This is a genomic window from Vibrio atlanticus (genome assembly GCF_024347315.1).
GTDB classification, from domain to species: domain Bacteria; phylum Pseudomonadota; class Gammaproteobacteria; order Enterobacterales; family Vibrionaceae; genus Vibrio; species Vibrio atlanticus.
Genome location: NZ_AP025460.1, coordinates 1,975,702 through 1,996,673, shown reverse-complemented (window position 1 = coordinate 1,996,673; position 20,972 = coordinate 1,975,702). Strand labels below are relative to the sequence as shown.

The following is a 20,972-nucleotide window of genomic DNA, read 5'->3' as shown; positions in this document are numbered from 1 at the left end:
GAATATGAAAAGGATTGTGTTAACAGGAACGCAGTTATCTTTAACCTTGGCAGCGACAGTTGGGCTAATGCAGGTGTCGTTGCCATGTGTGGCGGCTGGTTTTAGCTCTGAGTTCGTAGAACAAGTCACTCCAGAACTCGCAGGGCAGATTAACCTCGAACACAGGCAGTTCTTTAGTGACGGTTTGCAAGGGCAAGATAAAGGACAAAGCTCATTGGTGTTGCAACCAGAGTTTTACTGGGAGCAAGAGGAGGGCAACGGCAGCTTTACCTTCACCCTGTTTTACCGCCTAGACAGCGAAGATGATGAGCGAACCCATGGCGACGTTCGTGAAGCTCTGTATCTCAATTATTGGGACGATTACGAACTGCGAGCCGGTGTTGGTAAGGTGTTCTGGGGCGTAACCGAATCGGCGCACTTGGTGGATGTGGTAAACCAAACCGATGCTATTGAATCGGTCGATGGTGAATCTAAGTTAGGTCAGCCTATGGTGCACTTCACCTCGATCAAAGACTGGGGAACCATAGATGCCATGCTACTGCCGTATTTTCGTGAGCGTACCTTCGCTGGGGAAGAAGGTCGCTTAAGGCCGACAGTGCCTGTTGCGGATGATGCACTTTACGAATCTTCGAGAGAAGAAAAGCACGTCGATGTAGCACTGCGCTATAGCCAAATGTACGGCGATTGGGATGTCGGTTTAAGCTACTTAGGCGGCACAAATCGCGACCCTTATTATCGTGTAGAAGGCAATGAACTCAAGCCGTATTACGCGCAAATGCAGCACTTCGGACTAGATGTGCAAGGCATTATTGGCGACTGGTTATGGAAGCTTGAAAGTATTTATCGCGACAGCTACGACAACCACACTGGCGTCGCGACAGGCTTTGAATACACATGGGTTGGGGCGCTTGAATCGTATTGGGACATCGGTTTCATTGCTGAATACCTGTATGACAGCCGAGGCAATAACGCCCAAACCATCGGCCAAAACGATGTGTTCCTTGGCGCGCGTTTCGCCTTGAACGATGAAGACGGAACTGAGGTATTAACGGGCATTACTCAAGACTTAGATAACAGCGATGTCTACAGTGCCAAGTTGGAAGCATCAAGCCGTATCAACAACAACCTCAAGTGGCGATTGAACGCTTGGTTGTTTGAGAACGAAACCCCAGAAGACTTGTTGTTCTTTGCGCGTAAGGACGACTTTGTTGAGATGGCGTTGGAATACTACTTTTAGTCTTTACAAAAAGTGAGCATTTCCAAAAAGTTAATATTAGCGTCGTGAGGCGTTCTTCTTAAGGGGAACGTCTCAAATTTAAGATGAGCCATATTTAGAATGTTCAACGTCGTCTTTTTATAAAGTGGATCAAACAATCGAATAGCCCTATAGGTAAGATGGTTATATTTTTCGAACCTCTATAACCTCCGAATATGCATGTAAGTTGTGCTGGTGGTATCGGCCCTAAGGGATTTATGAATTCATTTAATTGGGATAAAAACTTTGAAACAGGCATTGGTGTCGTAGACGAACAACATCAATACCTTGTTGGTTTTATCAATCACTACGGAAACCTGTTGTCAGAGAATACGATCTCCATAGACGACATGAGCGTCGCTTTGCTCGATCTCACTCGCTATGCCGAATTTCACTTTAAAGAAGAAGAATCTTTGATGAGAGATTGCGGACTCTATGACTTACACATTGAAGAGCACATCAAAGTGCATCGTGTGTTTATGCAAGATATCTACAGCATGCAAGCTTTCATCTTGGAAGAAGATCAGGCGTCAGCACGTCATCTACTGGACTTCCTCATTCATTGGCTTGCTTATCACATCCTTGGCATCGACCAAAACATGGCGCGACAAGTGGCCGCGATAGAAGAGGGCGCAACACCCCTCCAAGCCTTTGAAGCAGAAGAAAAGCAGCAAGACTCGTCAACCATCCCTTTACTAGCCGCGCTTAAAGGCTTATTTGAGCAGGTCTCTGAACGCAACAAACAGTTGTTACGCTTCAACCAGTTACTCGAAGACAAAGTTGAGGAGCGTACGGCAGAATTAAAACAAGCGAATAAGAAACTTGAAGAACTGTCCTTAACAGACTCACTCACTAATTTGCCTAACCGCCGCTGTGCTTTTAAACAGTTGGCTGTACATTGGCAAGACTCCAAAGAACTTGGCGTGCCTTTGGTGTGCATTATGATTGATGCCGACCACTTCAAGCGCATTAATGATACCAGTGGCCATGATGCAGGTGATTTGGTGCTAAAAACCCTCTCGCGCGAACTGAAAAACACATTCCGTAATGATGATATTGTGTGCCGATTAGGGGGCGATGAATTCTTGGTGATTTGCCCTGATACCGATCTTAAAGGGGGCATGCACATCGCAGAAACGACTCGCCAGAAAGTGTCTGAATTAGAGGTCGAGACCGGCAACCAAGCTTGGATTGGCAGCATTAGTGTCGGTGTGGCTGAAATGACCCAGGAATTCGAAACCATGAATGAATTGATTAAAGCGGCTGATGAGTCCGTTTATTTAGCGAAAAACGCGGGGAAGAATAGCGTTTGTTCGATTCAGATTTAGATCTCGATTTACTTAAGATTTAGAACCATAGCTCTCGTCAGTTTTAGCGCTCAGTTCACTTTAAACCTAAAACCTAGCTCGCTTTATTTTTTGAGCGCTATTTGCTTCCAAATTAAGGAGTGGTACCAGTAATTGTTCCACTTCTTCCTACTCCTCATTAATATCCTGTTAAATTTGCCGTGTTTTTAGTCAATAACTTGCTCTTTTAGCGATTCAATTTGGCATTGGTAGCGTGTTTGATTACTATGTGTAGCTATCTAAAAAAACTAATCATCCGATACGGACACTACCAACTGGTAGATGAGGAAATGATGCAACATCTAGAAGAGATCATTGCTAATGCAACGACTGCTATTGATACAGCAGATTCGTTAGTCGCACTTGATGAAGTGCGAGTTCAGTATTTAGGTAAGAAGGGTGAATTAACTCTTCAACTACAAAGCCTAGGTAAACTTCCACCTGAAGAGCGTCGCACTGCTGGTCAAGAGATCAACAAAGCGAAAGGTGCTGTTCAACAAGCGATCGCAGCTCGCAAAGACGCACTACAACGTGCAGAGCTTGAAGCGAAACTAGCTGAAGAAACTATCGATGTGAGCCTACCAGGTCGTCGCATTGAGAACGGTGGTCTTCACCCAGTTACACGCACAGTTGAGCGTATCGAACAGTTCTTTGGTGAGCTTGGCTTTAGCACTGAGTCTGGCCCTGAGATCGAAGATGCATTCCACAACTTTGATGCACTAAACATCGCAGACGATCACCCAGCTCGTACTGATCACGATACTTTCTTCTTCAACCCTGATCTAATGCTACGTACGCACACTTCTGGTGTTCAAATCCGTACGATGGAAAACGGCAAACCGCCTTTCCGCTTCATAGCTCCGGGTCGTGTTTACCGTAACGACTACGATCAAACTCACACGCCAATGTTCCACCAAGTGGAAGGTATGTTAGTTGATGAGAACGTAAACTTCGCACAACTTAAAGGCATTCTTAACGATTTCCTTTGTAACTTCTTTGAAGAAGAAGTTGAAGTGCGTTTCCGTCCTTCATTCTTCCCGTTCACAGAGCCTTCAGCTGAAGTTGACGTGAAACGTAAAGATGGCAAATGGCTAGAAGTTCTAGGCTGTGGCATGGTTCACCCTAACGTACTTCGCTCTGTTGGCATCGACCCTGAGAAATACTCTGGTTTTGCATTCGGTATGGGTGTAGAGCGTCTAACGATGCTTCGTTACGGCGTAAATGACCTTCGTGCGTTCTTCGAGAACGACCTTCGTTTCCTTAAACAATTCAAGTAATCCGGGGCAGTCAAAACTATGAAATTCAGTGAATCTTGGCTACGCGAGTGGGTTAAACCTGCAATTAACAGCGAAGAGCTAGCTCACCAAATCACTATGGCTGGTTTGGAAGTTGACGATGTAGAACCTGTTGCTGGTGAATTCACCGGCGTTAAAGTAGGTAAAGTGGTTGAGTGCGGTCAGCACCCAGACGCAGACAAACTACAAGTTACAAAAATCGATATCGGCGCGGTTGATGTAGACGGTAATAAAGAGCTTTTAGACATCGTATGTGGTGCATCTAACTGTCGTCTTGGCCTAACTGTAGCAGTAGCAACAGTTGGCGCAGTACTTCCTGGTGACTTCAAAATCAAGAAAGCAAAACTACGTGGCGTTCCATCGCACGGCATGCTTTGTTCTTTCTCTGAGCTAGGTATCGACGTAGAGTCTGACGGCATCCTAGAGCTGCCTGAAGGCACAACGCTAGGTATGGACGTACGTGAGCTTCTTGAGCTTAACGACGTAACTATCGACGTAGACCTAACAGCAAACCGCGCAGACTGCTTCAGCATCCGTGGCCTTGCTCGTGAAGTTGGCGTACTAAACCGCGCAGACGTTACAGAGCCAACAGTTGAAGCTGTTGCAACAAGCATTGAAGACACAGTATCTGTTGAAATCAAAGCAACTGATGCTTGTCCACGTTACCTTGGCCGTGTGGTTAAGAACGTAAACGTGAAAGCGGAATCTCCAATCTGGATGCAAGAAAAACTGCGCCGTTGTGGTATCCGTTCAATCGACCCAGTTGTAGACATCACAAACTACGTGATGCTAGAGCAAGGCCAACCAATGCACGCATTTGATCTCGCTAAGATCGAAGGCGGTATCGTGGTTCGTCTAGCAGAGCAGGGCGAAAAGCTAACACTTCTAGATGGCAACGAAGCTGAACTAAACAGCAACACGCTTGTTATCGCAGACCACAACAAAGCACTAGCAATTGCTGGTATCTTTGGCGGTCAAGATTCAGGTGTTACTACTGAAACAACAGACGTACTTCTTGAAGCAGCATTCTTCGCACCGGATCACATCCGTGGTCGTGCACGTGCTTACGGTCTTCACACAGATTCTTCTCTACGTTTTGAACGTGGTGTTGATTCAACACTTCAAGCAGCAGCAATGGAGCGTGCAACACAGCTTCTAGTTGAAATCTGTGGTGGTGAAGTTGCGCCAGTAAACGGCAGCGAATCTGAAGCTGATCTTCCTAAAGCAAACGTAGTTGCTCTACGTCGCGCTAAGCTAGACAGCCTACTAGGTCACGAAATCCCATCTACAGACGTAGTGGAAATTCTTACTCGCCTAGGTTGTACTGTTTCTGTTGTAGAAGATACGGAAACGACAGAAGCTGGCTGGACGGCAACGTCTCCATCTTGGCGTTTTGATATCGCAATCGAGCAAGACCTAATTGAAGAAGTAGGTCGTATCTACGGTTACGATAACATTCCAAACCAAGCGCCTAAAGCGGCACTTAAAATGAATGACCACAAAGAAGCTAACCAACCGCTTAAGCGCGTTCGTGACCTTCTTGTAGACCGTGGCTACCACGAAGCAATCACATACAGCTTCGTAGAACCAGAGCAGCAAAAACTTGTTGTACCTGGTGTTGAGCCGCTAATCCTGCCATTCCCAATCTCTGCGGACATGTCAGCAATGCGTCTTGGCCTAATCCAAGGTCTACTAAACACAGTTGTTCACAACCAGAAGCGTCAACAGTCTCGCGTTCGTCTATTCGAATCAGGCCTACGTTTCATCCCTGAAGCAGCGGCTGAAAACGGCATGCGCCAAGAAATGATGCTTGCGGGCGTTATCTCTGGTACTCGTGGCGAAGAGCACTGGGACATTGCAACTAACACTGTAGATTTCTTCGATCTTAAAGGTGACCTAGAAGCCGTTCTTGAGCTTTCTGCAAACGAAATCGCATACAGCTTCAAAGCTCTTTCTTCTGAAGCAAAAGAGCGCAACCCAGCACTTCACCCAGGTCAATCGGCTACGATTATGGCTAACGGCAAAGAAGTGGGTATCATTGGTACTGTTCACCCAGAACTAGAGCGTAAGTTTGGTCTTAACGGCCGTACTATCGTATTCGAAATCGAATGGGCAGCTATCAACACTCGCGTGCTTCCAGAAGCAGTAGCCGTATCTAAGTTCCCTGCAAACCGTCGTGATATCGCAGTAGTTGTTGACGAAGCAGTTGCTTCTGGCGACATCGTTGAAGCGTGTATTGCTGCTGGTGGCGAATTCCTAACAGGCGCTAAACTGTTCGACGTATACGTTGGTCAAGGCGTTGAAGAAGGTAAGAAGAGCCTAGCAATCGCACTTAGCCTACAGTCTGTAGAGCGAACACTTGAAGATGCAGACATCGCTGGTTCAGTAGATGCTATCGTAGCTTCAATCTCAGAGAAATTTGGCGCAGCACTTCGCGACTAATTTCTTCTGATAGATAGAAAAACAAAGGCCTCGCATTGCGAGGCCTTTTTGTTTGTTAGGGTACAGATCAAATTAGTCAATAAGCGTTGACCTAGTCGTTTGCGAGTTACGTCTCCCTGATTTTCGTATATTTGATGGCTGCTCTATAGTTAGTACCCATATTATTCATCAGGTTGTTGTGTGGTTCTTAATTTCATGGTATTCAATTACTTGCTAATAAATCTAATGTATAAGGAAAGGTTGAATTGAAACCTCTTGGTAAAATAGAACCAACTCACGAGCAAAGACAGCTCTTTGCGACTCCTCACCCAATGAATAGAGTCATAAGAGGGGCGGCTGGAAGTGGTAAAACGACAGTAGCTCTGCTGATGCTTAGGCTCGCTATCGCTTTCCATAAAAGTAACCGCTTACGAAATAGGCAAGAGAGCAGGCCTATAAAGGCAATGGTTTTTACTTTTAATACAACTTTGAGCTCATATGTTAGGCAACTGGCACAAGATATAGGTAAGGACATCGATATTGAGGTGCAAACTCTAGCTAAGTATTGTAGAAACCGTTATCCGCATATCGAAAAAATGACATTAGTCCACAATATAGAGGATTCCAACTTCTCAATACCAGATACCTACGGCTTAGACTTGACCTATTTATATTCAGAGGTCGATTATATATTAGGTAGATTTCCTGAAGACGAATTAAGCCTTTATTTAGATGCCGTCCGTGTTGGACGCGGTGCTGCACCTCGAGTTGAGAGATCTTTGCGAGAGAAAATTTTAAATGATGTTGTACGTCCATACCAAGCTTACAAAAAAGCAAATAACTTAGTCGATTGGAATGATATTAATCAATATCCAGCAGGTCATTTAGAAGACAAATACGACATAATTATTGCGGATGAAACTCAAGATTTCTCTGCGAATGAGCTAAGAACGGTGGTTTCAATGTTGCATTCGGAATCTCACGGGACGTTTGTTATAGATACAGTTCAAAAAATATATAATAGAGGGTTCACATGGAGAGAAGTTGGTTTAGAGATAAGACCCCAAAATTCCTTTAGGCTTGAAAAAAACTATAGGAATACCTTTGAAATAGCGCGATTGGGTTATCAGCTTCTTAAAGGAATTGGTATTGATGCAGACGGTACGGTGCCGAATTATGATAGCTGTACTGTTTCAGGAGATTTGCCGAAGTTGGTTTCTGGCTTATATAACCAACAAGTAGATTTCGCTATTGAATTTATAAAAACAAAAGTTGATTTAAGTAATGAAACCGTGTGTTTTTTAGCCAAGTCTCAGAAAACTCAGGGTTACTTGAAAGCTAGGCTGAGAAATAGTGGTATTATTTTCGCGAACTTAACGAAGTCATCTGAGTGGCCTGAGATTAATACAAATGTAGTTTTGTCTACTATGCACTCAGCCAAAGGCTTGGAGTTTGATCATGTGATTTTGTTGGGGTTGAGTGACGAGTTTCTTCGATACGATGAAGATATTGAATCTGATTCATACCTTAACATCTGTAAATTATTAACAGTGTCAATCACACGAGCTAAACGTTCTGTGCTTTTAGGATATAAAAGTGGGGACAAGCCAAAAGTTTTGAGTCTCATTGATAGAGATGCATATGAGTATTTGGAGTTATGATGACTGTTGATAAAGTTGTATCTGAACGGGGAATCACAGAGGTTCTGCACTTCACTACCAACTATGGCTTAGTGGGTATATTCTCGTTAAATAAACTAGTTTCAAGAGATCAGCTACATAAAGAACAGATTCTCGAGCATATCACTAAGTATAATTCCAAGTATCGCTCTGATCCTCAGTGGACTTCATATGTGAATCTTTCGATATCTAGGATAAATTCAAGCTTCTTTGATTACAGTCAGAGTTGGCATAGAGAAGAATATGACTTCTGGGTTATATTGGCATTTGATAGTGAAATACTTACTCATGAAAAAGTTGTTTTTACAACAACAAACAATATTTATCGGAATGAATGTGTGCGCGGGCAAGGTATTGTAGGTTTAAATAAGCTTTTTGACACTCAAGTCGTCGGAAAGCGTGGTAGGACAAAAGGAAGGGAAGCTAGTTTACCCAAGAGTTGGACTACTTGTGAAGAAGCCGAAGTCTTATATCCTAATGATATCGCTTTAAAGTATTTAACTAAGTTATATGTTCGTGATGAAAATACTTTTGCTCTGGTAAATGCAGCTTTGTCATTTGATGAAAGTCTAAAAGACGTTAAAATAGAAGTTAATGATAATAAATTCAAAGGTTTATAGATGAGCAACTTTAGAAGAGAAGCTACCATTAATTCTGCACTTTGGGCTGCTTATGCTGATGCTTTGGGGTTTATTACTGAGCTAGCAAACTCAAAAAACACCATAAAAACACGTGTAGGCTCTGAAGTTATTCTTGATACTGTCTCATGGAGAAGGAAATTAGATGGGATTTATGGTACCCAAGTTCAGCTTCCGCAGGGTACATATTCAGATGATACTCAACTTCGTCTTAGTACTTCGCGTGCCATAAATGGAGCTGGTTATTTTGATGTAGAGGCTTTTGCTAAATGTGAGTTGCCAGTTTGGTTAAGTTACGCTTTGGGGGCAGGTAGAGGAACGAAGGTAGCGACGAATAACCTAATAAAAAAATCGGTGAATTGGTATTCAAACTTCTATGCGAATAAAAGTGGAAAATATGTTAACGGTGGAGGAAATGGGGCTGCAATGCGAGTTCAACCTCATGTATGGTCTGCGCCAGATTTAAGTGACCTAGAAACGTATATCATCGATGTTATAAAAAACTCTATTGTCACTCATGGTCACCCAAGAGCCATCGCTGGTGCGATTTTACACTCGTTATCGCTAGCTAGGGTCCTTCGTCAAGAAAAAGTTTCTTTAGATACACTCAAAGATGATGCTCTAATTTGTAGTCGAGCGTCATTCTTCATTAAGCAAGATGATATGTTAGAAACGTTTTGGTCTCATCAGTGGGAGGCTGAAACTGGTCAAACTTTGGATGAGGCTTTTTCTGCTGTTACTGATGAGTTACTCGCTGATTTGGAAGTAGCTTCTAAATGGATGTTAGTTGAAAAATTGGATTATAGACTTCTATCAGATATGTTAGGGCTAAAAGATGAAGCGCAGAGAGGATCCGGCTCTAAGACTGCTCTCGCGGCATCATTACTACTCGTTAAGAGTTATAGATTGAACGACCCGAAAGCTATATTAGTCGACATAGTTAATGAGCTTCATACAGATACTGATACTATTGCTACTATGTTTGGCGCTCTTTATGGAGTGTACTTAAACAAGCCGCCTGTTGGACACATACAAGACTCGGGTTACATCATTAGAGAAGCTGAAAGGATGTATGAACTAAGTGCACGAAGAGAAGTCAGTTCTTTTGTGTATCCTGATGCTTTAACGTGGTTTCCAACCCGTTCATCATTGGATAATAGTGAAATCGTGAATAATAAGTTGGCGATTGCTTTGTTTGGTGAGTTAACACCATTATCCGATGCGTTTGAAGATAAGAAAAAAGAACACCTGTATAAGTGGTACTCAACTCAACAGGGCTTCTCTATTTTACTTAAAAGGCGGCTTTTTCCTAGCTTTCCGGATAATCAATTAGCCTCCTTTCCAGATACTAAATCACACTTGTTATCTAGTGATTCTGATTATCAATCTTCAGTAACTGAGAGTAACGAATACAATAAACAAAATCATACCGTCCATGATATGAAGTCGCTCATTAAAGAAGCAAGAGAGTGTAATTATGATGATGAGATTATTGGGAAACACATAAAAATTTTAGCTAATAAGAAAAACTACTCTATCGAAAGTGTAATAGCGTATAGCTCTATCATTGCTAATGAATTGGGTGAAAACTAGTTTTCATCAAACAGGTTTGGTCACCGATTGTTTGGTTATGACTCTGGCTACTTCTCAGTGCTCGAGCAACCATCGTAGTCCAACCCAACGTTGATGAAAGCGAACAAGTAATGAAGTAGTGCTACAGTACCAATTAGATATAGAAAACTAAGGCCTCGTGAATGCGAGGCCTTTTTTCTGCGGGAAGTTATCGTTGAGTCGATGTTAGTTTAATTTATTTGTGAGACTTTGACGTTGAACTCATTATTATGCGCGTCTAAATATCTTTCAAAGCGTTCACGCTCAATTTCGCTAAGTTGTTCAGCGCAAAGTTCTTCTCCGCTTTGAATACCTAAACCTTTCAGTAAGGAAATATTTAGTTTGGGTGATAATTGGGATATGTACTTTGAACCTTTTTTAATGAAGGTCAACAAGTGGGCGTCAAAAAGTTTATCGATATGAGCACAAAGCAGTATGCCATTTGCGCCATCAAGTCTCTGTTCATCACTTTCACATTTGGACCAAGGCACTATGTGAGATGCAATTAAAATCTCGCGTACGCTTGTAAGCGTTAGCGCACAGCACTCACCATTCCCCCATGAGCTGATAACGTTTTGTCTAAATCGCCCCTGCCCAATACGCGAGAGAACTAGACTTTCACGTTCTGTCTTATTGATGGTAGTACCGAATATTATGTTGACGTCTTGTGCTACGTTGGGTGAAGGCATTTTTGAATACTTTACGTTATGCTTTCCAATCGCATAGTAATTGCTGCTAATTACCTCAAGGGACATCTCAGAGACTTCTTCTATGTACTCTTTTATCTTGGCACTGCCTGTGTCTAAATAACTGTCGTTATCTTCATCCCAGATTATTGGAAATGTTCTTAATGAATATCCTTCGTTTTCAACCAACTTGATGTACTCGAGAGCTTCGCCAAACGCATTAACTCTACGTCCGTCGTTGTTGAACTCCCAGTCCATAGAAAAAATCAACGATCTTTCTCGGTTTGTATTGACGTCCCACGCACCAAAATAAACTTCTTTTTTTTCGTGATTAACAAAAGCCCACCCATACCGTGCATTTCGGTTCGTTGCACCGTAGGATTCCATAAATTTTTTGCGTGACATTTTTTGCCTTACTTCTTAATTAGCGTTTCTGCATTTTAACTTAGGAGTTGTTTATAATCCTGAACAGCCGTCAAATCAGGATGAGATTGTTCGATATAAAAATACATCTAAGATTACAGCATTTACTACATTGCAAATAAGGCCACTTCCCAATGCTAGAGCAATCACAGCTGTTCAACGCAACCTTGATGGAAGCGGTGAAATCAGTGAAGTAAGGCGGTTGTAATCATTCTATAGATAAAACTAAGGCCTCGAGATTGCGGGGCCTTAGTTTTTTAAGTTAAATCGATGGAGCCTGTCAATCTGATAGAGTCCATTACTTTTTGTCTTGAGAGTCTTTATATTTCTTTGCAATCCACTCATGCAAATGAAGTCCCGTTTGGCGCTTTAGGAATACACTGATACCAGCCAAAATTAACAGTCCAATTATTGTGCCCATAATTATCTCCAAAATTAGTTATCGTTCGTCATTCAAAAGTGAATCAATACATGTCGGTATTATGATTAATCCATTGATTTCATTATTTTATCTATATTAAGCCCACCAAGTTCCTCGAGATTATTCTTAATCGCTTCATCGATTGATAGCTGGCGTTCCACTTTCTTTATTTCCTTCTCAAGAAACTTTTCAACTTCTTGAGATACATTGAACATTAGCCCTTGTTCACGCGCTGCTTTTCTCGCTAGTTTAAGGCGAGCATCCAAGTCTGAAGAGATTTTAATGTTCAGTGATACTTTAGGTTGCTTCTTCTGTAATGACATATCGATTCTCAACTTCATCTAAAAAATACTATAAACTTTTCTACCTTTTTAGCAAGAAAAATTTAACGTTAACTGTAACAGAAGCAAACAAGAAGCATATCAAGGACTACCGCCTTTACTACATCGAAGATTCAGCCACTTCCCAATACTAGATCAACCAGAACCGCTCAATACAACGTTGATGAAAGCGGTTAAGTCAGTAAGGTAGGGCGCTATAGCTGTCAAAGGATAGTGGTAACCCTTAGAAGATATAACAAAGGCCTTGCGTGTACAGGACCTTTTGTTAATTGGAGGTTTTGCTAGCTACATTCATTCCTAATTTGCGAGTAATGATCGTATTTTTCACTCGTTTATGGTCCTTAAACTTGTGCCTCATAGTTATATAAATGATCTATCAACCACCTCTAGATACGTCATTAACGCTGCTGTTCTTAGTAAGGGTTGACCGAATCTGGTAGGTACTTTCTACTGATAATCACTTTAACTATGTGTTTAGGACGTGCTGCTATGGCTAAGAAAATAATATTCATTCATGGTCGCGCTCAAAAGCCCGATAAAGCTCCCCTTCAAGCACTTTGGTACGAGGCTATAGAACATGGCTTACAGCGAGATTGTGAAGACTCAGGTTCATTACAAGCTTTTAAAGATGTCGATAAACGGTTTGTCTATTACGGAGAACTATCAAACACATTGTTAGAGAAACCAACGGAAGACCCTGCAAGTCGACAACAAGCGCTGTCTGAACTCAAAAAGTACAAGACAAGCCAATTCAATAAAACAACGTATAACAAGGTATCTAAAATTGGTTTTCTAAAAGAGGCGCTAGCAGATACCTTTTCATCGCTATTTGGAAAGCTGGGTGTGGCTGAGACACTTATAACCAAGGTCGCGCCAGATATGGCACATTATTGGTATGAAGATACCTATTTCGGCAGCGATGTTAGGCAAAGGATAATGGTTGAACTGAAGGAAGCGCTCGATAATCAAGATGATGTGATGATTGTGTCGCACAGTCTCGGGTCGATGATCAGTTATGACGTGTTGTGGAAGCTGTCTCATTACGGAGAGTATAGACACGACTATGGTGCGGACAAGAAGGTCAACTTATTGCTGACGCTCGGGTCGCCGTTAGGAGATGAAAACGTAAAAGATAGGCTAAAAGGGAGTCGCTTGAAAGATGAGAAGAAGTACCCTTTAAACATTCAGCAATGGATAAACATATCGGCAGAAGATGATTTTATCTCTCATGACAGCAAAATTAGAAATGACTTTAAAGATATGCTCAAACTGGATCTGATACCCGGCGGAATGAAAGACATCTACCCAGTTTATAACCTCAATATTCGAAACGGAAAAAGCAATCCGCACGCTTCCATCGGTTATCTCATCAACCCTAAATTCATCAAAGTACTGGATGAATGGCTCTCTAGTTGATTTGGTTTACCATCGTAAATTTCTTCGCTGTTCGCTCGTTGATACTTAGATAAAACAAGGCCTCGCGTGTGCGAGGCCTTTTTGTGTTCCGACTAAAACTCAATATTAATCGAGCTTAACGAAAACTCGGGATAATCGCCGGAATCCCCGGTAGAAGGCCAACCAACGCCATCACACCAGTTAGCACAATAAACATCGTTCCAGGCAACACCCAACGGCTCATTTTACTAAGCTCACTACTACGTTCTTTACAACCGACTAAGCCTAAGTTATCTAACAGCATGGTGAGAGCCCAACCAAATGCAGGGTTAACCAGTGCTGAAGAAAACACAACAATCGCGGCCGACTGGGTGGTTTTCCCTTCACGCGTCATTTCCATTCCAGCTTCTAGCAATGGCACAAATACTCCAACAATCAGCGCGACACACAGTACCGGTTGCCAGATAGCTAAATCCATCGGGTAACCCCAAACTGCGGCGATGATACAGAACAGAGCTGTAAGCAATGCACCAGCAGGAATAGGGCGTTTAGCAATCGCCGCCGGTACGATATAAGTACCCCATGAAGACGTAAAGTTAGTACCACCGAGCAGAGAACCGAACGTTTGGCGAATTGAAGCTGTGGTCATGGTATCGTCAATGTTCATGTGTACTTTTTCGGTACGTTCTGGGTAGCTGATCTTCTGGAATACTTGATGCCCTAAGAAATCTGGTGACCACATCGCTACGGCTAAAATCGCAAACGGCAATACCACCATGAAGTGTTCAATCGTCGGTAGACCTAACATCCAACCTGTATCTTCTCCCCACCAATACATAGGGTTCATGTTGGGTAAACCTGGCTCGGTTTGAAAAGAAAACGGCGCGCCCATGGCAAACGCTAACGTACCACCCAGCAAGCAGCTAAGAGGGACGGCTAACCAACGCTTACGGAAATGTTCCAATAACGCGTACAAAATGATGGTGCAGAAGATCACGACAAAAGCGATATGGCTCATGCCAATTCCGTCAGCCCAAGCGAACAGCTTCTTAACTTGAGAGGCGGTGCCAACAAAGCCGAGGTAGAGCAGTAAACCGCCACACACGCCTTTACTGGTAAGGTTGGCCAACATGCTGCCACCTTTACTGATGGCTAAGAGTAAACCAAAAGCGCCAATTAACAGGCCAAACGCCATAGGGTGTCCGCCAGCTGCAACCACAATCGGAATTAATGGAATGAGTGGGCCGTGTGTACCTGCAAGGTTCGCGGTCGGCAATAGAAAGCCAGAGAAAAGAATGATGAAAACAGAGGCGATGAGCAGTTCATAACGAACGTTTTCTAAAATAAAGCCTTCATTTAGCCCTAGCGCCCCGGCAAAGGTGGCTGCAATGGCACCCACCATAACAATCTTGCCAATGGTCGCCGCCATCGCTGGGATGGTGTCTTCTATTTCAAATCGATAATCTTTAAACGGCAAATTGGGACGCCAACGTTTAGGCGCCATGATTTGTAACTCGTGCTCTAAATACTGTTCTCGGGAATCAAATTCCGAGCTTGGTTTGTGTTGTTGTTCATAGGTGAGTTCATCCTCATGGACTTGAGGCTTCTCTGTTTGTATATGTGCGGACTCTAAAGTAGTGCTCATTTTGATTCCTTTCGTTCACACTCTGAGGTGTGTTATTCCAACAAACGTTGTTGACTCACGGCATGAAGTGAAAACAATGCGTCAACTTATCATTAAAAATTCATTAACATTTAGTTGTTAGTACCTTATACCAAACCAAAAAAAACAAATAGACTCAGTCGGTTAGACATTAGTCGTAGAGTCGGACGACTAGTATTAGACCCTGTAGATAGTATGTGTCTGTTTATTTGTAGGCGATGAGCTTTATTGGTAATAAATGAATATCTAACAAGAAATGCTTGGCGTTAAAGCATCAGATAGCATCCATCGATGAGTGGTTTCTGGGGTAACGTTTTTGGTTAAAAACTATTGATAATAATTCTCATTACGTTACCTTGTGGGCTCAAACACACTCATTGTTGCGGAGACCAACATGGAACACTCGGATATTACTCAACTGCTTATTCCAAAGAGCGATTGGGCATCGCCTGATCTCTTTCTCTATGAAGGGGAAGACAAACTTCATCTGAGCTTAGAAGGCGCAATTCAATACAGTGGATTGAACAGCATTGGTGGCGTGGTTCTGGGCTTTAGGATGATCCAACATGCGGTGCAACTCGCGGCGGGTGAGCAGTCTTTGCAACGTGATGGCATCAGTGTTTATACCGCGTTCCCTGGACGTGGTGCTCAAGATGCTTTTGAGTACACATGCCGCGCACTGCGTGATAGGCGCTATTGCTGTGATACCACATTGCATCACCCAGCAGCGCAAACCGGACAACGTGGTCAGTTCTTGTTTACGCTTCGCTTGAATGAACAGTCTATGGTGATGACGCCAGCAGACGGGCTTCCAAGAAAAAGCTATTTTGAGGCCGACCGACACTCACAAGAAGGTCGAGAGGCAGCATTGAGATGGCGCGATGAGAAGATCAACTTCGCCAATACGCTCTTGAGCTTGTCGCCAGAAGAGTGCTTACGCGTGTTGTAATTCTTTGTTCTCACTTACAGAATGAGCTCAAAAACACAATGAACAACAAGAGGTCGCTCGCTTTCAAGTGGGCGACTTTTTTGTATCAAGCGCTAACGGAAAGCAGATTCCTAGTCGCGCTTAGGCTTGCTGGAATGACTCACTTTTAGTTTAGTTCGGTAGTCTAAAGTCTATGAGTTTCAGCAATCAACTTAAGCTGCCCGATCTCAATCCGAGACACATTTAGGCACGCAGGTGGTGCAGTTTTCAAAGCATTACACAGCTTACACTGACACGAAGTGATATAATTTTTGCCCAAAGCTTTGAAGAGCTAATGAATTAAAGGATGAGTACGATGGAAAAAACGGTCTCATTGGTACTTGGCAGTGGTGGCGCAAGAGGCTTGGTTCACGTTGGAATAATCCGTTGGTTAATTGAGCATGGCTATCAGATAAAATCTATCTCTGGTTGTTCAATTGGCGCACTTATCGGTGGTGTCTATGCGGCGGGTAAGTTGGATGAATTTGAAGAGTGGGTCACCAGTATCGACCAATCGGATATGGCGATGATGTTGGATTTTTCATGGCAATCGAGTGGTATCTTCAAAGGGGACAAGATCATCGACACACTGCGTGGATTGATCGGTGAGATTTCAATTGAAGATCTGCCTATCCCTTATACCGCGGTTGCCGCTAACGTCGCCGATGAAAAAGAGGTTTGGCTGCAATCCGGTTCTCTGTTTGACGCCATTCGCGCCTCTATCTCTTTACCACTGTTCTTCACGCCTCATGTGATTAATGGCGAAGTGCTGATTGATGGCGGAGTGCTCAATCCCGTACCGATTGCGCCTACCTTTAGTGATAAGACAGACTTTACTCTGGCTGTGAACTTAGGTGGTGAACCTGAGATGCTTCAACAGGAAGTGATACCGGTTTCCCTACCTACCAAAGAGAGCAATTTGCATGAGAAGGTTGTTCACTTTATCGATAATCTCGGTAGCAGTGTAAAAAGTAAAATGAGCTTTAACTTTGCAGCCTACGACATTGCCAACCAAGCGTTTGATGCGATGCAATCGACCATTGCTCGCCAAAAATTGGCCGCTTATCCCGCCGATATTACGCTTGAGATCCCACGCAATGCTTGTGGCACCTTAGAGTTTGATCGTTCACAAGAGATGATAGACAGAGGCTACCATTTGGCACAGGCTAAACTGGGCAATCGACTTTAATGTATTTGCTGCTGAATGAGAGTATTTATGGAAACTGAACTAAAAGAGCTTGAACTCCACGAGCTTATGGCAACAAAAGATGTCATCGTGCTTACCAGCTCAGAAGTGGCTGCCGTATCTTGGCTGATAGAGTGCTATCAAGAGAACGCTGTTATTAAGATTATCGAGAACGCACACCAGCTAGATACTGAAGCGATTGTGGTGCAATGCCGAGACTGCCTGAGTGAAAATAAAAAGGTCATCCTCACCGCGCAGTTTCGTAGCCAGCTCCCTATCATCAATCTCGCTTCACTGTGTAATGAGAAGCGCAAGTCATTGATCAATATTGAGTTGTTAGGCTGGGATGAAGAGACTCGCCTTCCTCAGTATTATACTAGTTTCTAGGTCATAGCAGTTTCTAGCTTATAACGGTTTCTAGTTAACCGCATTCGCTATATAGCAGCAGTTTTAGGTAGCAGACAATGTAAGCGCATTACTTCAAATGTCTGCCGCCATCAAGGTGCAAAGTTCTTCCTGTCATGTAGTGACTGGCCAACACAAACTTGATGCCATCTATTATTTCCTCAAAGCCCGCTTCTGTGGGAATCAGAGCTTTCTGCAGCGCTTTGGTCTTGTATGCCTCATCGTCATGCTCATTAAACTTAATCATGGCTGGAGAGAGGGTATTTACTTTGACCTTGGGAGCCAGCATCGCTGAAAACGATAGCGTTAGGTTGTTGAGCGCCGCTTTACTGGCCGCGTAAGCGATGTGTTTTTTACTGCCTTTTTCTGCAACGTAGTCACTGATGTGGATGATGTCTGAGGTTTTATCGCCAGACATCAATTGGTCTTTGAGTGTTAAGTTGAACAGATAAGGCACGGTAGCGTGAATCGTCATCATCTGGTGCATGATGTGTGACGCATTGTCACTAGGATTGTTTTTGTTCTCAGGTTTCCAGTCGGAAGCGTTATGTATGATGGCTCGGAGTGTCTTATATTCTTGACCAACATAGTGAAGAAAACTCTCTAGACTACTTTGCTGATAAAAGTCTACATGCTGCAAGTCGGCTCCACTGTCGCGCAACAGTTGCAATTGAGGATAGTCGTTGCGATAAGTGCCAACCACTTTGAATCCATCCGCTAAAAGTTGCTGCGCCAGTGCGAAGCCGAGTCGCTTTCCCACGCCGGTTATTAATATCGTTTCACTCATCGTAAAAACTCAGCTCTGGTTTGAGGGTTAGTTTTGAAAATACCACCGAGAGCGGTTGTTGAGGTTTCAGAGTTTGCATCCATGACGCCTCTGGATTTAACGCAATAGTGCGTGGCTTTAATCGTCACGGCCACGTTTTCTGTCTCTACTAGAGTCTGTATCGCGACTAGGATTTGCTGAGTAAGGCGTTCTTGTACCTGAGGACGCTGAGCAAAGAATCGAACGATACGGTTTATTTTAGACAGCCCAAGAATCTTGTTTTCAGGTATATAAGCCACTTCCGCTAAACCATCGATGGTAATGAAGTGGTGTTCGCACGTCGACGTTAAATCGATATCCGATACCTTGACCATTTCATCAACCGACATTTTGTTTTCTATAACACTGATTTTCGGGAAGTTATCGTAATCGAGCCCTGAAAATATCTCATGGACGTACATCTTTGCAATGCGATGAGGTGTTTCAGCAAGGCTGTCATCGGTTAAATCCAGTCCAAGCGTACTGACCACTTCCGTCAACAGTCCTTTGATGCGGTTGTACTTCTGGTTGGGATTCATTTCGCTCGGTGTCATTGGAGTTTCAAGTCCTCTTGCGAGCAAAGCTTCTCTTACTTTTTCGGCTTCTGTGTTCAGCATGACGCACTCCTTATGAATTATTGTCGTTGTCTGCTTCATAGCTCAGAGTGAGCGAAACAGAGTCAGCAAAACGTAGCGCATGAGGCTTGTCGATTCTCACTTGAGCGTATTTCACCCATGGATGGTCGATACAAATGCCGAGAACGTCACTGGTTAGCTTTTCCAAAAGCAGAAACCTTCCGGATTCGACATGTTGAATGATCTTCTTGCAGATGTTTTTGTAGTTAAGCGCGTTGTCCACATCATCAGAGAGGCAAAGGTTGTTAGCGGGGTAGTGGATTTCTGCGTTGATAACAATGTCTTGCTGCTTGGACTTTTCTTCTTCGTTGAAGCCGATGAAGGTTCTTAGTCTGAGGTTTGTAATGGTGATAATGGCGTTGTGATTCATAACAGTGTCCAATCCTTAGAAAGTGAAGTCAGTTACGTGCTTGTTTTAAGAAAAGATCAGTAAATCTCAGGTTATTAAAAGTTCAGTTGTTCCTATTGCAGCCGTTCTTTTTTCAGTCATGGAAAGGCTAAGTGAAACTGAGCTCGAACGGGATGGGTTCGGTTTTCTGACTTAACTGATCGAAGCTTTCCCAGAGCTGTTGATATGAGATGTCTAGAGTGGGGTGACGTTCTTGCGCGGCAACATCGACTAACGGTCTTAGTACAAAAGCGTACTCGGTGATTTCACCTCTAGGCAGTTCTACGCCATCGATAACGCCCACTTGATTACCATAAAGAAGGATGTCGATATCCATCGTGCGTGAAGCATAGGCTTTGGTCTGACGCTTGCGATCATTCTCTGCTTCGATTTGATGTAGAACCTGAACCAACTCTGCGACAGGGAGGTTACATTGAAACCCAACGACAAGGTTTAGGAAGTTATCCCCTTCGAAACCGACAGGCTCGCAATCGTAGAAATTAGAAATGTGCAGCGGTGCAAAGCGGTCATTCAATGCTTTGAGAGATTCTGTGACGTGGTGTTCGCGGTTAATGTTGCTTCCGATGCTGACGTAGACGTAGGCCATAGTTATCCTTCCTTTTAAGGAGCCTATACGTCCAATTCGCGATGAAGATCAGCCATGCATCCTATTAAAAACAGGAAGATAAAAGAAAATAGGGTTCTGCCGCAAATCGCCTCTGATAGTGATAGAATCCCCGCATCAGAATTATCGAGAATCTAGGTATTTATAAACAATGTTTATCCATCACGTTAACGGCATCGACTGGCTGGTGATTACAGCTTTTGAAGAACTGAAAACTATGTTTATCGAAGATGCAGGTCCAATCCCATCTTACTTCTCGACCGCCAGTGAATTGAGCCTGATTGATCAAGCCAAGCGCAGCTATGGATTTTTACCTAAACTCCGCGGTGTGATCACCGATACCGGCACGTATCAAAGTGAAAATCTTGACGAAGATTTGAACCCACAGCTTGCGTGTATCGTTGAAGGGCGAGGTCGAGTGTTTATTTATCACGGCGACTATGTGGCTTTTGTCGATGACGAACAAACCTTCATTACCCGAATGGACTGAATATTATTCAGTGGGTTTGGAGCGGTTGATTGGTTAATTGAATAATTGGTTGCGAATAAGCTGCTCTGTAGATAAAACTAAGGCCTCGCGTGTGCGAGGCCTTTTTTATGTGTTGTTTAGCGAGCGAAATAACTTGGCCAGAAGCTCGTGATAATATACTGCCAACCCCCGTTCAAATCTCCCCCTTCATTGATATTTTCCGCCTTTTTTGAAACACAGAAAAGGCGGAGGGTAACAACATCTAACTTTCTATTTTTGTTTGTTATGTCCCTATGCAAACTCTTTATTATTCAGTGA

At 43.3% G+C, this 20,972-nt stretch carries 20 protein-coding genes and 1 pseudogene; 13 read left to right on the top strand and 8 right to left on the bottom strand.

From position 1 onward, the window contains the following. Positions 1 to 4 precede the first annotated feature (4 nt). From OCV30_RS08925 to OCV30_RS08895, 7 genes are all read left to right on the top strand, one after another. Complete coding sequence (locus tag OCV30_RS08925) at positions 5 to 1,237, top strand: hypothetical protein (protein WP_065678704.1); 1,233 nt, start codon at positions 5 to 7, stop codon at positions 1,235 to 1,237. Positions 1,238 to 1,473: 236 nt separating this feature from the next. Continuing rightward, positions 1,474 to 2,583 (top strand): GGDEF domain-containing protein, encoded by a 1,110-nt coding sequence (locus OCV30_RS08920; protein ID WP_017109718.1) that lies wholly within the window; start codon positions 1,474 to 1,476, stop codon positions 2,581 to 2,583. A gap of 311 nt (positions 2,584 to 2,894) precedes the next feature. Next, positions 2,895 to 3,878 (top strand): phenylalanine--tRNA ligase subunit alpha, encoded by a 984-nt coding sequence (gene pheS, locus OCV30_RS08915; protein ID WP_004734764.1) that lies wholly within the window; start codon positions 2,895 to 2,897, stop codon positions 3,876 to 3,878. Between the two features lie 18 nt (positions 3,879 to 3,896). Then, positions 3,897 to 6,338: a phenylalanine--tRNA ligase subunit beta gene (gene pheT / locus OCV30_RS08910; protein ID WP_065678703.1), complete on the top strand. Its 2,442-nt coding sequence runs from the start codon at positions 3,897 to 3,899 to the stop codon at positions 6,336 to 6,338. Positions 6,339 to 6,583: 245 nt separating this feature from the next. Next, complete coding sequence (locus tag OCV30_RS08905; protein WP_065678702.1) at positions 6,584 to 7,978, top strand: 3'-5' exonuclease; 1,395 nt, start codon at positions 6,584 to 6,586, stop codon at positions 7,976 to 7,978. Continuing rightward, positions 7,975 to 8,616 (top strand): DarT ssDNA thymidine ADP-ribosyltransferase family protein, encoded by a 642-nt coding sequence (locus OCV30_RS08900; protein ID WP_083994588.1) that lies wholly within the window; start codon positions 7,975 to 7,977, stop codon positions 8,614 to 8,616. The genes OCV30_RS08905 and OCV30_RS08900 overlap by 4 nt, the downstream gene beginning before the upstream one ends. Further along, entirely contained in the window at positions 8,617 to 10,227 is a 1,611-nt protein-coding gene (locus tag OCV30_RS08895; RefSeq protein WP_065678700.1) for an ADP-ribosylglycohydrolase family protein, read from the top strand. It abuts the gene before it with no gap. Positions 10,228 to 10,436: 209 nt separating this feature from the next. Here OCV30_RS08895 and OCV30_RS08890 read toward each other — a convergent pair whose 3' ends face one another. From OCV30_RS08890 to OCV30_RS08880, 3 genes are all read right to left on the bottom strand, one after another. Further along, a complete protein-coding gene (locus tag OCV30_RS08890; RefSeq protein WP_065678699.1) occupies positions 10,437 to 11,336 on the bottom strand; it encodes an HNH endonuclease in 900 nt (299 codons plus the stop codon). Positions 11,337 to 11,652: 316 nt separating this feature from the next. Further along, complete coding sequence (locus tag OCV30_RS08885) at positions 11,653 to 11,775, bottom strand: hypothetical protein (RefSeq protein WP_017109721.1); 123 nt, start codon at positions 11,773 to 11,775, stop codon at positions 11,653 to 11,655. Between the two features lie 65 nt (positions 11,776 to 11,840). After that, positions 11,841 to 12,098: a hypothetical protein gene (locus tag OCV30_RS08880; protein WP_017107803.1), complete on the bottom strand. Its 258-nt coding sequence runs from the start codon at positions 12,096 to 12,098 to the stop codon at positions 11,841 to 11,843. Between the two features lie 71 nt (positions 12,099 to 12,169). Between OCV30_RS08880 and OCV30_RS22890 the strand changes: the two are divergent. Together OCV30_RS22890 and OCV30_RS08875 are read left to right on the top strand one after the other, a co-directional pair. Then, positions 12,170 to 12,306 (top strand): annotated as a pseudogene (locus tag OCV30_RS22890) (alpha/beta fold hydrolase); the annotation flags it as partial. Between the two features lie 299 nt (positions 12,307 to 12,605). Then, on the top strand, positions 12,606 to 13,532 hold the full coding sequence (locus OCV30_RS08875) for a hypothetical protein (protein WP_065678698.1): 927 nt from the start codon (positions 12,606 to 12,608) through the stop codon (positions 13,530 to 13,532). Between the two features lie 115 nt (positions 13,533 to 13,647). Here OCV30_RS08875 and OCV30_RS08870 read toward each other — a convergent pair whose 3' ends face one another. Beyond that, entirely contained in the window at positions 13,648 to 15,156 is a 1,509-nt protein-coding gene (locus OCV30_RS08870; RefSeq protein ID WP_065678697.1) for a DUF3360 domain-containing protein, read from the bottom strand. Between the two features lie 412 nt (positions 15,157 to 15,568). On the opposite strand from OCV30_RS08870, the gene OCV30_RS08865 reads away from it, so the two are divergent. From OCV30_RS08865 to OCV30_RS08855, 3 genes are all read left to right on the top strand, one after another. After that, positions 15,569 to 16,123, top strand: coding sequence for a hypothetical protein (locus tag OCV30_RS08865; protein WP_065678696.1), 555 nt, complete (start codon positions 15,569 to 15,571; stop codon positions 16,121 to 16,123). Between the two features lie 334 nt (positions 16,124 to 16,457). Then, positions 16,458 to 17,330, top strand: coding sequence for a patatin-like phospholipase family protein (locus OCV30_RS08860; protein ID WP_065678695.1), 873 nt, complete (start codon positions 16,458 to 16,460; stop codon positions 17,328 to 17,330). A gap of 15 nt (positions 17,331 to 17,345) precedes the next feature. Continuing rightward, positions 17,346 to 17,714: a hypothetical protein gene (locus OCV30_RS08855; RefSeq protein WP_083994587.1), complete on the top strand. Its 369-nt coding sequence runs from the start codon at positions 17,346 to 17,348 to the stop codon at positions 17,712 to 17,714. A gap of 88 nt (positions 17,715 to 17,802) precedes the next feature. Here OCV30_RS08855 and folM read toward each other — a convergent pair whose 3' ends face one another. The 4 genes from folM to folK form a co-directional block, all read right to left on the bottom strand. Continuing rightward, complete coding sequence (folM, locus tag OCV30_RS08850; RefSeq protein ID WP_065678693.1) at positions 17,803 to 18,519, bottom strand: dihydromonapterin reductase; 717 nt, start codon at positions 18,517 to 18,519, stop codon at positions 17,803 to 17,805. After that, positions 18,516 to 19,154, bottom strand: a complete 639-nt coding sequence (gene folE, locus OCV30_RS08845; RefSeq protein WP_017099742.1) for a GTP cyclohydrolase I FolE — start codon at positions 19,152 to 19,154, stop codon at positions 18,516 to 18,518. The genes folM and folE overlap by 4 nt, the downstream gene beginning before the upstream one ends. A 10-nt stretch (positions 19,155 to 19,164) precedes the next feature. Continuing rightward, positions 19,165 to 19,542 carry a dihydroneopterin triphosphate 2'-epimerase gene (gene folX, locus OCV30_RS08840; RefSeq protein WP_017102704.1) on the bottom strand — a complete coding sequence of 126 codons (378 nt, stop codon included), beginning with the start codon at positions 19,540 to 19,542 and terminating at the stop codon, positions 19,165 to 19,167. Between the two features lie 127 nt (positions 19,543 to 19,669). Next, a complete protein-coding gene (gene folK, locus OCV30_RS08835) occupies positions 19,670 to 20,167 on the bottom strand; it encodes a 2-amino-4-hydroxy-6-hydroxymethyldihydropteridine diphosphokinase (RefSeq protein WP_065678692.1) in 498 nt (165 codons plus the stop codon). Between the two features lie 169 nt (positions 20,168 to 20,336). Between folK and OCV30_RS08830 the strand changes: the two genes are divergently transcribed. Beyond that, on the top strand, positions 20,337 to 20,675 hold the full coding sequence (locus OCV30_RS08830) for a hypothetical protein (protein ID WP_009846986.1): 339 nt from the start codon (positions 20,337 to 20,339) through the stop codon (positions 20,673 to 20,675). The last annotated feature ends 297 nt before the right edge of the window (positions 20,676 to 20,972 follow it).

Bases quoted from the DNA above. Each gene is read 5' to 3' on its own strand.
- OCV30_RS08890 (WP_065678699.1), bottom strand. From the start codon at position 11,336: ATGTCACGCAAAAAATTTATGGAATCCTACGGTGCAACGAACCGAAAT.
- OCV30_RS08900 (WP_083994588.1), top strand. From the start codon at position 7,975: ATGATGACTGTTGATAAAGTTGTATCTGAACGGGGAATCACAGAGGTT.
- OCV30_RS08830 (WP_009846986.1), top strand. From the start codon at position 20,337: ATGTTTATCCATCACGTTAACGGCATCGACTGGCTGGTGATTACAGCT.
- OCV30_RS08860 (WP_065678695.1), top strand. From the start codon at position 16,458: ATGGAAAAAACGGTCTCATTGGTACTTGGCAGTGGTGGCGCAAGAGGC.
- folM (WP_065678693.1), bottom strand. From the start codon at position 18,519: ATGAGTGAAACGATATTAATAACCGGCGTGGGAAAGCGACTCGGCTTC.
- folX (WP_017102704.1), bottom strand. From the start codon at position 19,542: ATGAATCACAACGCCATTATCACCATTACAAACCTCAGACTAAGAACC.
- folK (WP_065678692.1), bottom strand. From the start codon at position 20,167: ATGGCCTACGTCTACGTCAGCATCGGAAGCAACATTAACCGCGAACAC.
- OCV30_RS08885 (WP_017109721.1), bottom strand. From the start codon at position 11,775: ATGGGCACAATAATTGGACTGTTAATTTTGGCTGGTATCAGTGTATTC.
- OCV30_RS08920 (WP_017109718.1), top strand. From the start codon at position 1,474: ATGAATTCATTTAATTGGGATAAAAACTTTGAAACAGGCATTGGTGTC.
- OCV30_RS08925 (WP_065678704.1), top strand. From the start codon at position 5: ATGAAAAGGATTGTGTTAACAGGAACGCAGTTATCTTTAACCTTGGCA.
- OCV30_RS08875 (WP_065678698.1), top strand. From the start codon at position 12,606: ATGGCTAAGAAAATAATATTCATTCATGGTCGCGCTCAAAAGCCCGAT.
- folE (WP_017099742.1), bottom strand. From the start codon at position 19,154: ATGCTGAACACAGAAGCCGAAAAAGTAAGAGAAGCTTTGCTCGCAAGA.
- OCV30_RS08865 (WP_065678696.1), top strand. From the start codon at position 15,569: ATGGAACACTCGGATATTACTCAACTGCTTATTCCAAAGAGCGATTGG.
- pheS (WP_004734764.1), top strand. From the start codon at position 2,895: ATGCAACATCTAGAAGAGATCATTGCTAATGCAACGACTGCTATTGAT.
- OCV30_RS08895 (WP_065678700.1), top strand. From the start codon at position 8,617: ATGAGCAACTTTAGAAGAGAAGCTACCATTAATTCTGCACTTTGGGCT.
- OCV30_RS08880 (WP_017107803.1), bottom strand. From the start codon at position 12,098: ATGTCATTACAGAAGAAGCAACCTAAAGTATCACTGAACATTAAAATC.
- OCV30_RS08855 (WP_083994587.1), top strand. From the start codon at position 17,346: ATGAGAGTATTTATGGAAACTGAACTAAAAGAGCTTGAACTCCACGAG.
- OCV30_RS08870 (WP_065678697.1), bottom strand. From the start codon at position 15,156: ATGAGCACTACTTTAGAGTCCGCACATATACAAACAGAGAAGCCTCAA.
- pheT (WP_065678703.1), top strand. From the start codon at position 3,897: ATGAAATTCAGTGAATCTTGGCTACGCGAGTGGGTTAAACCTGCAATT.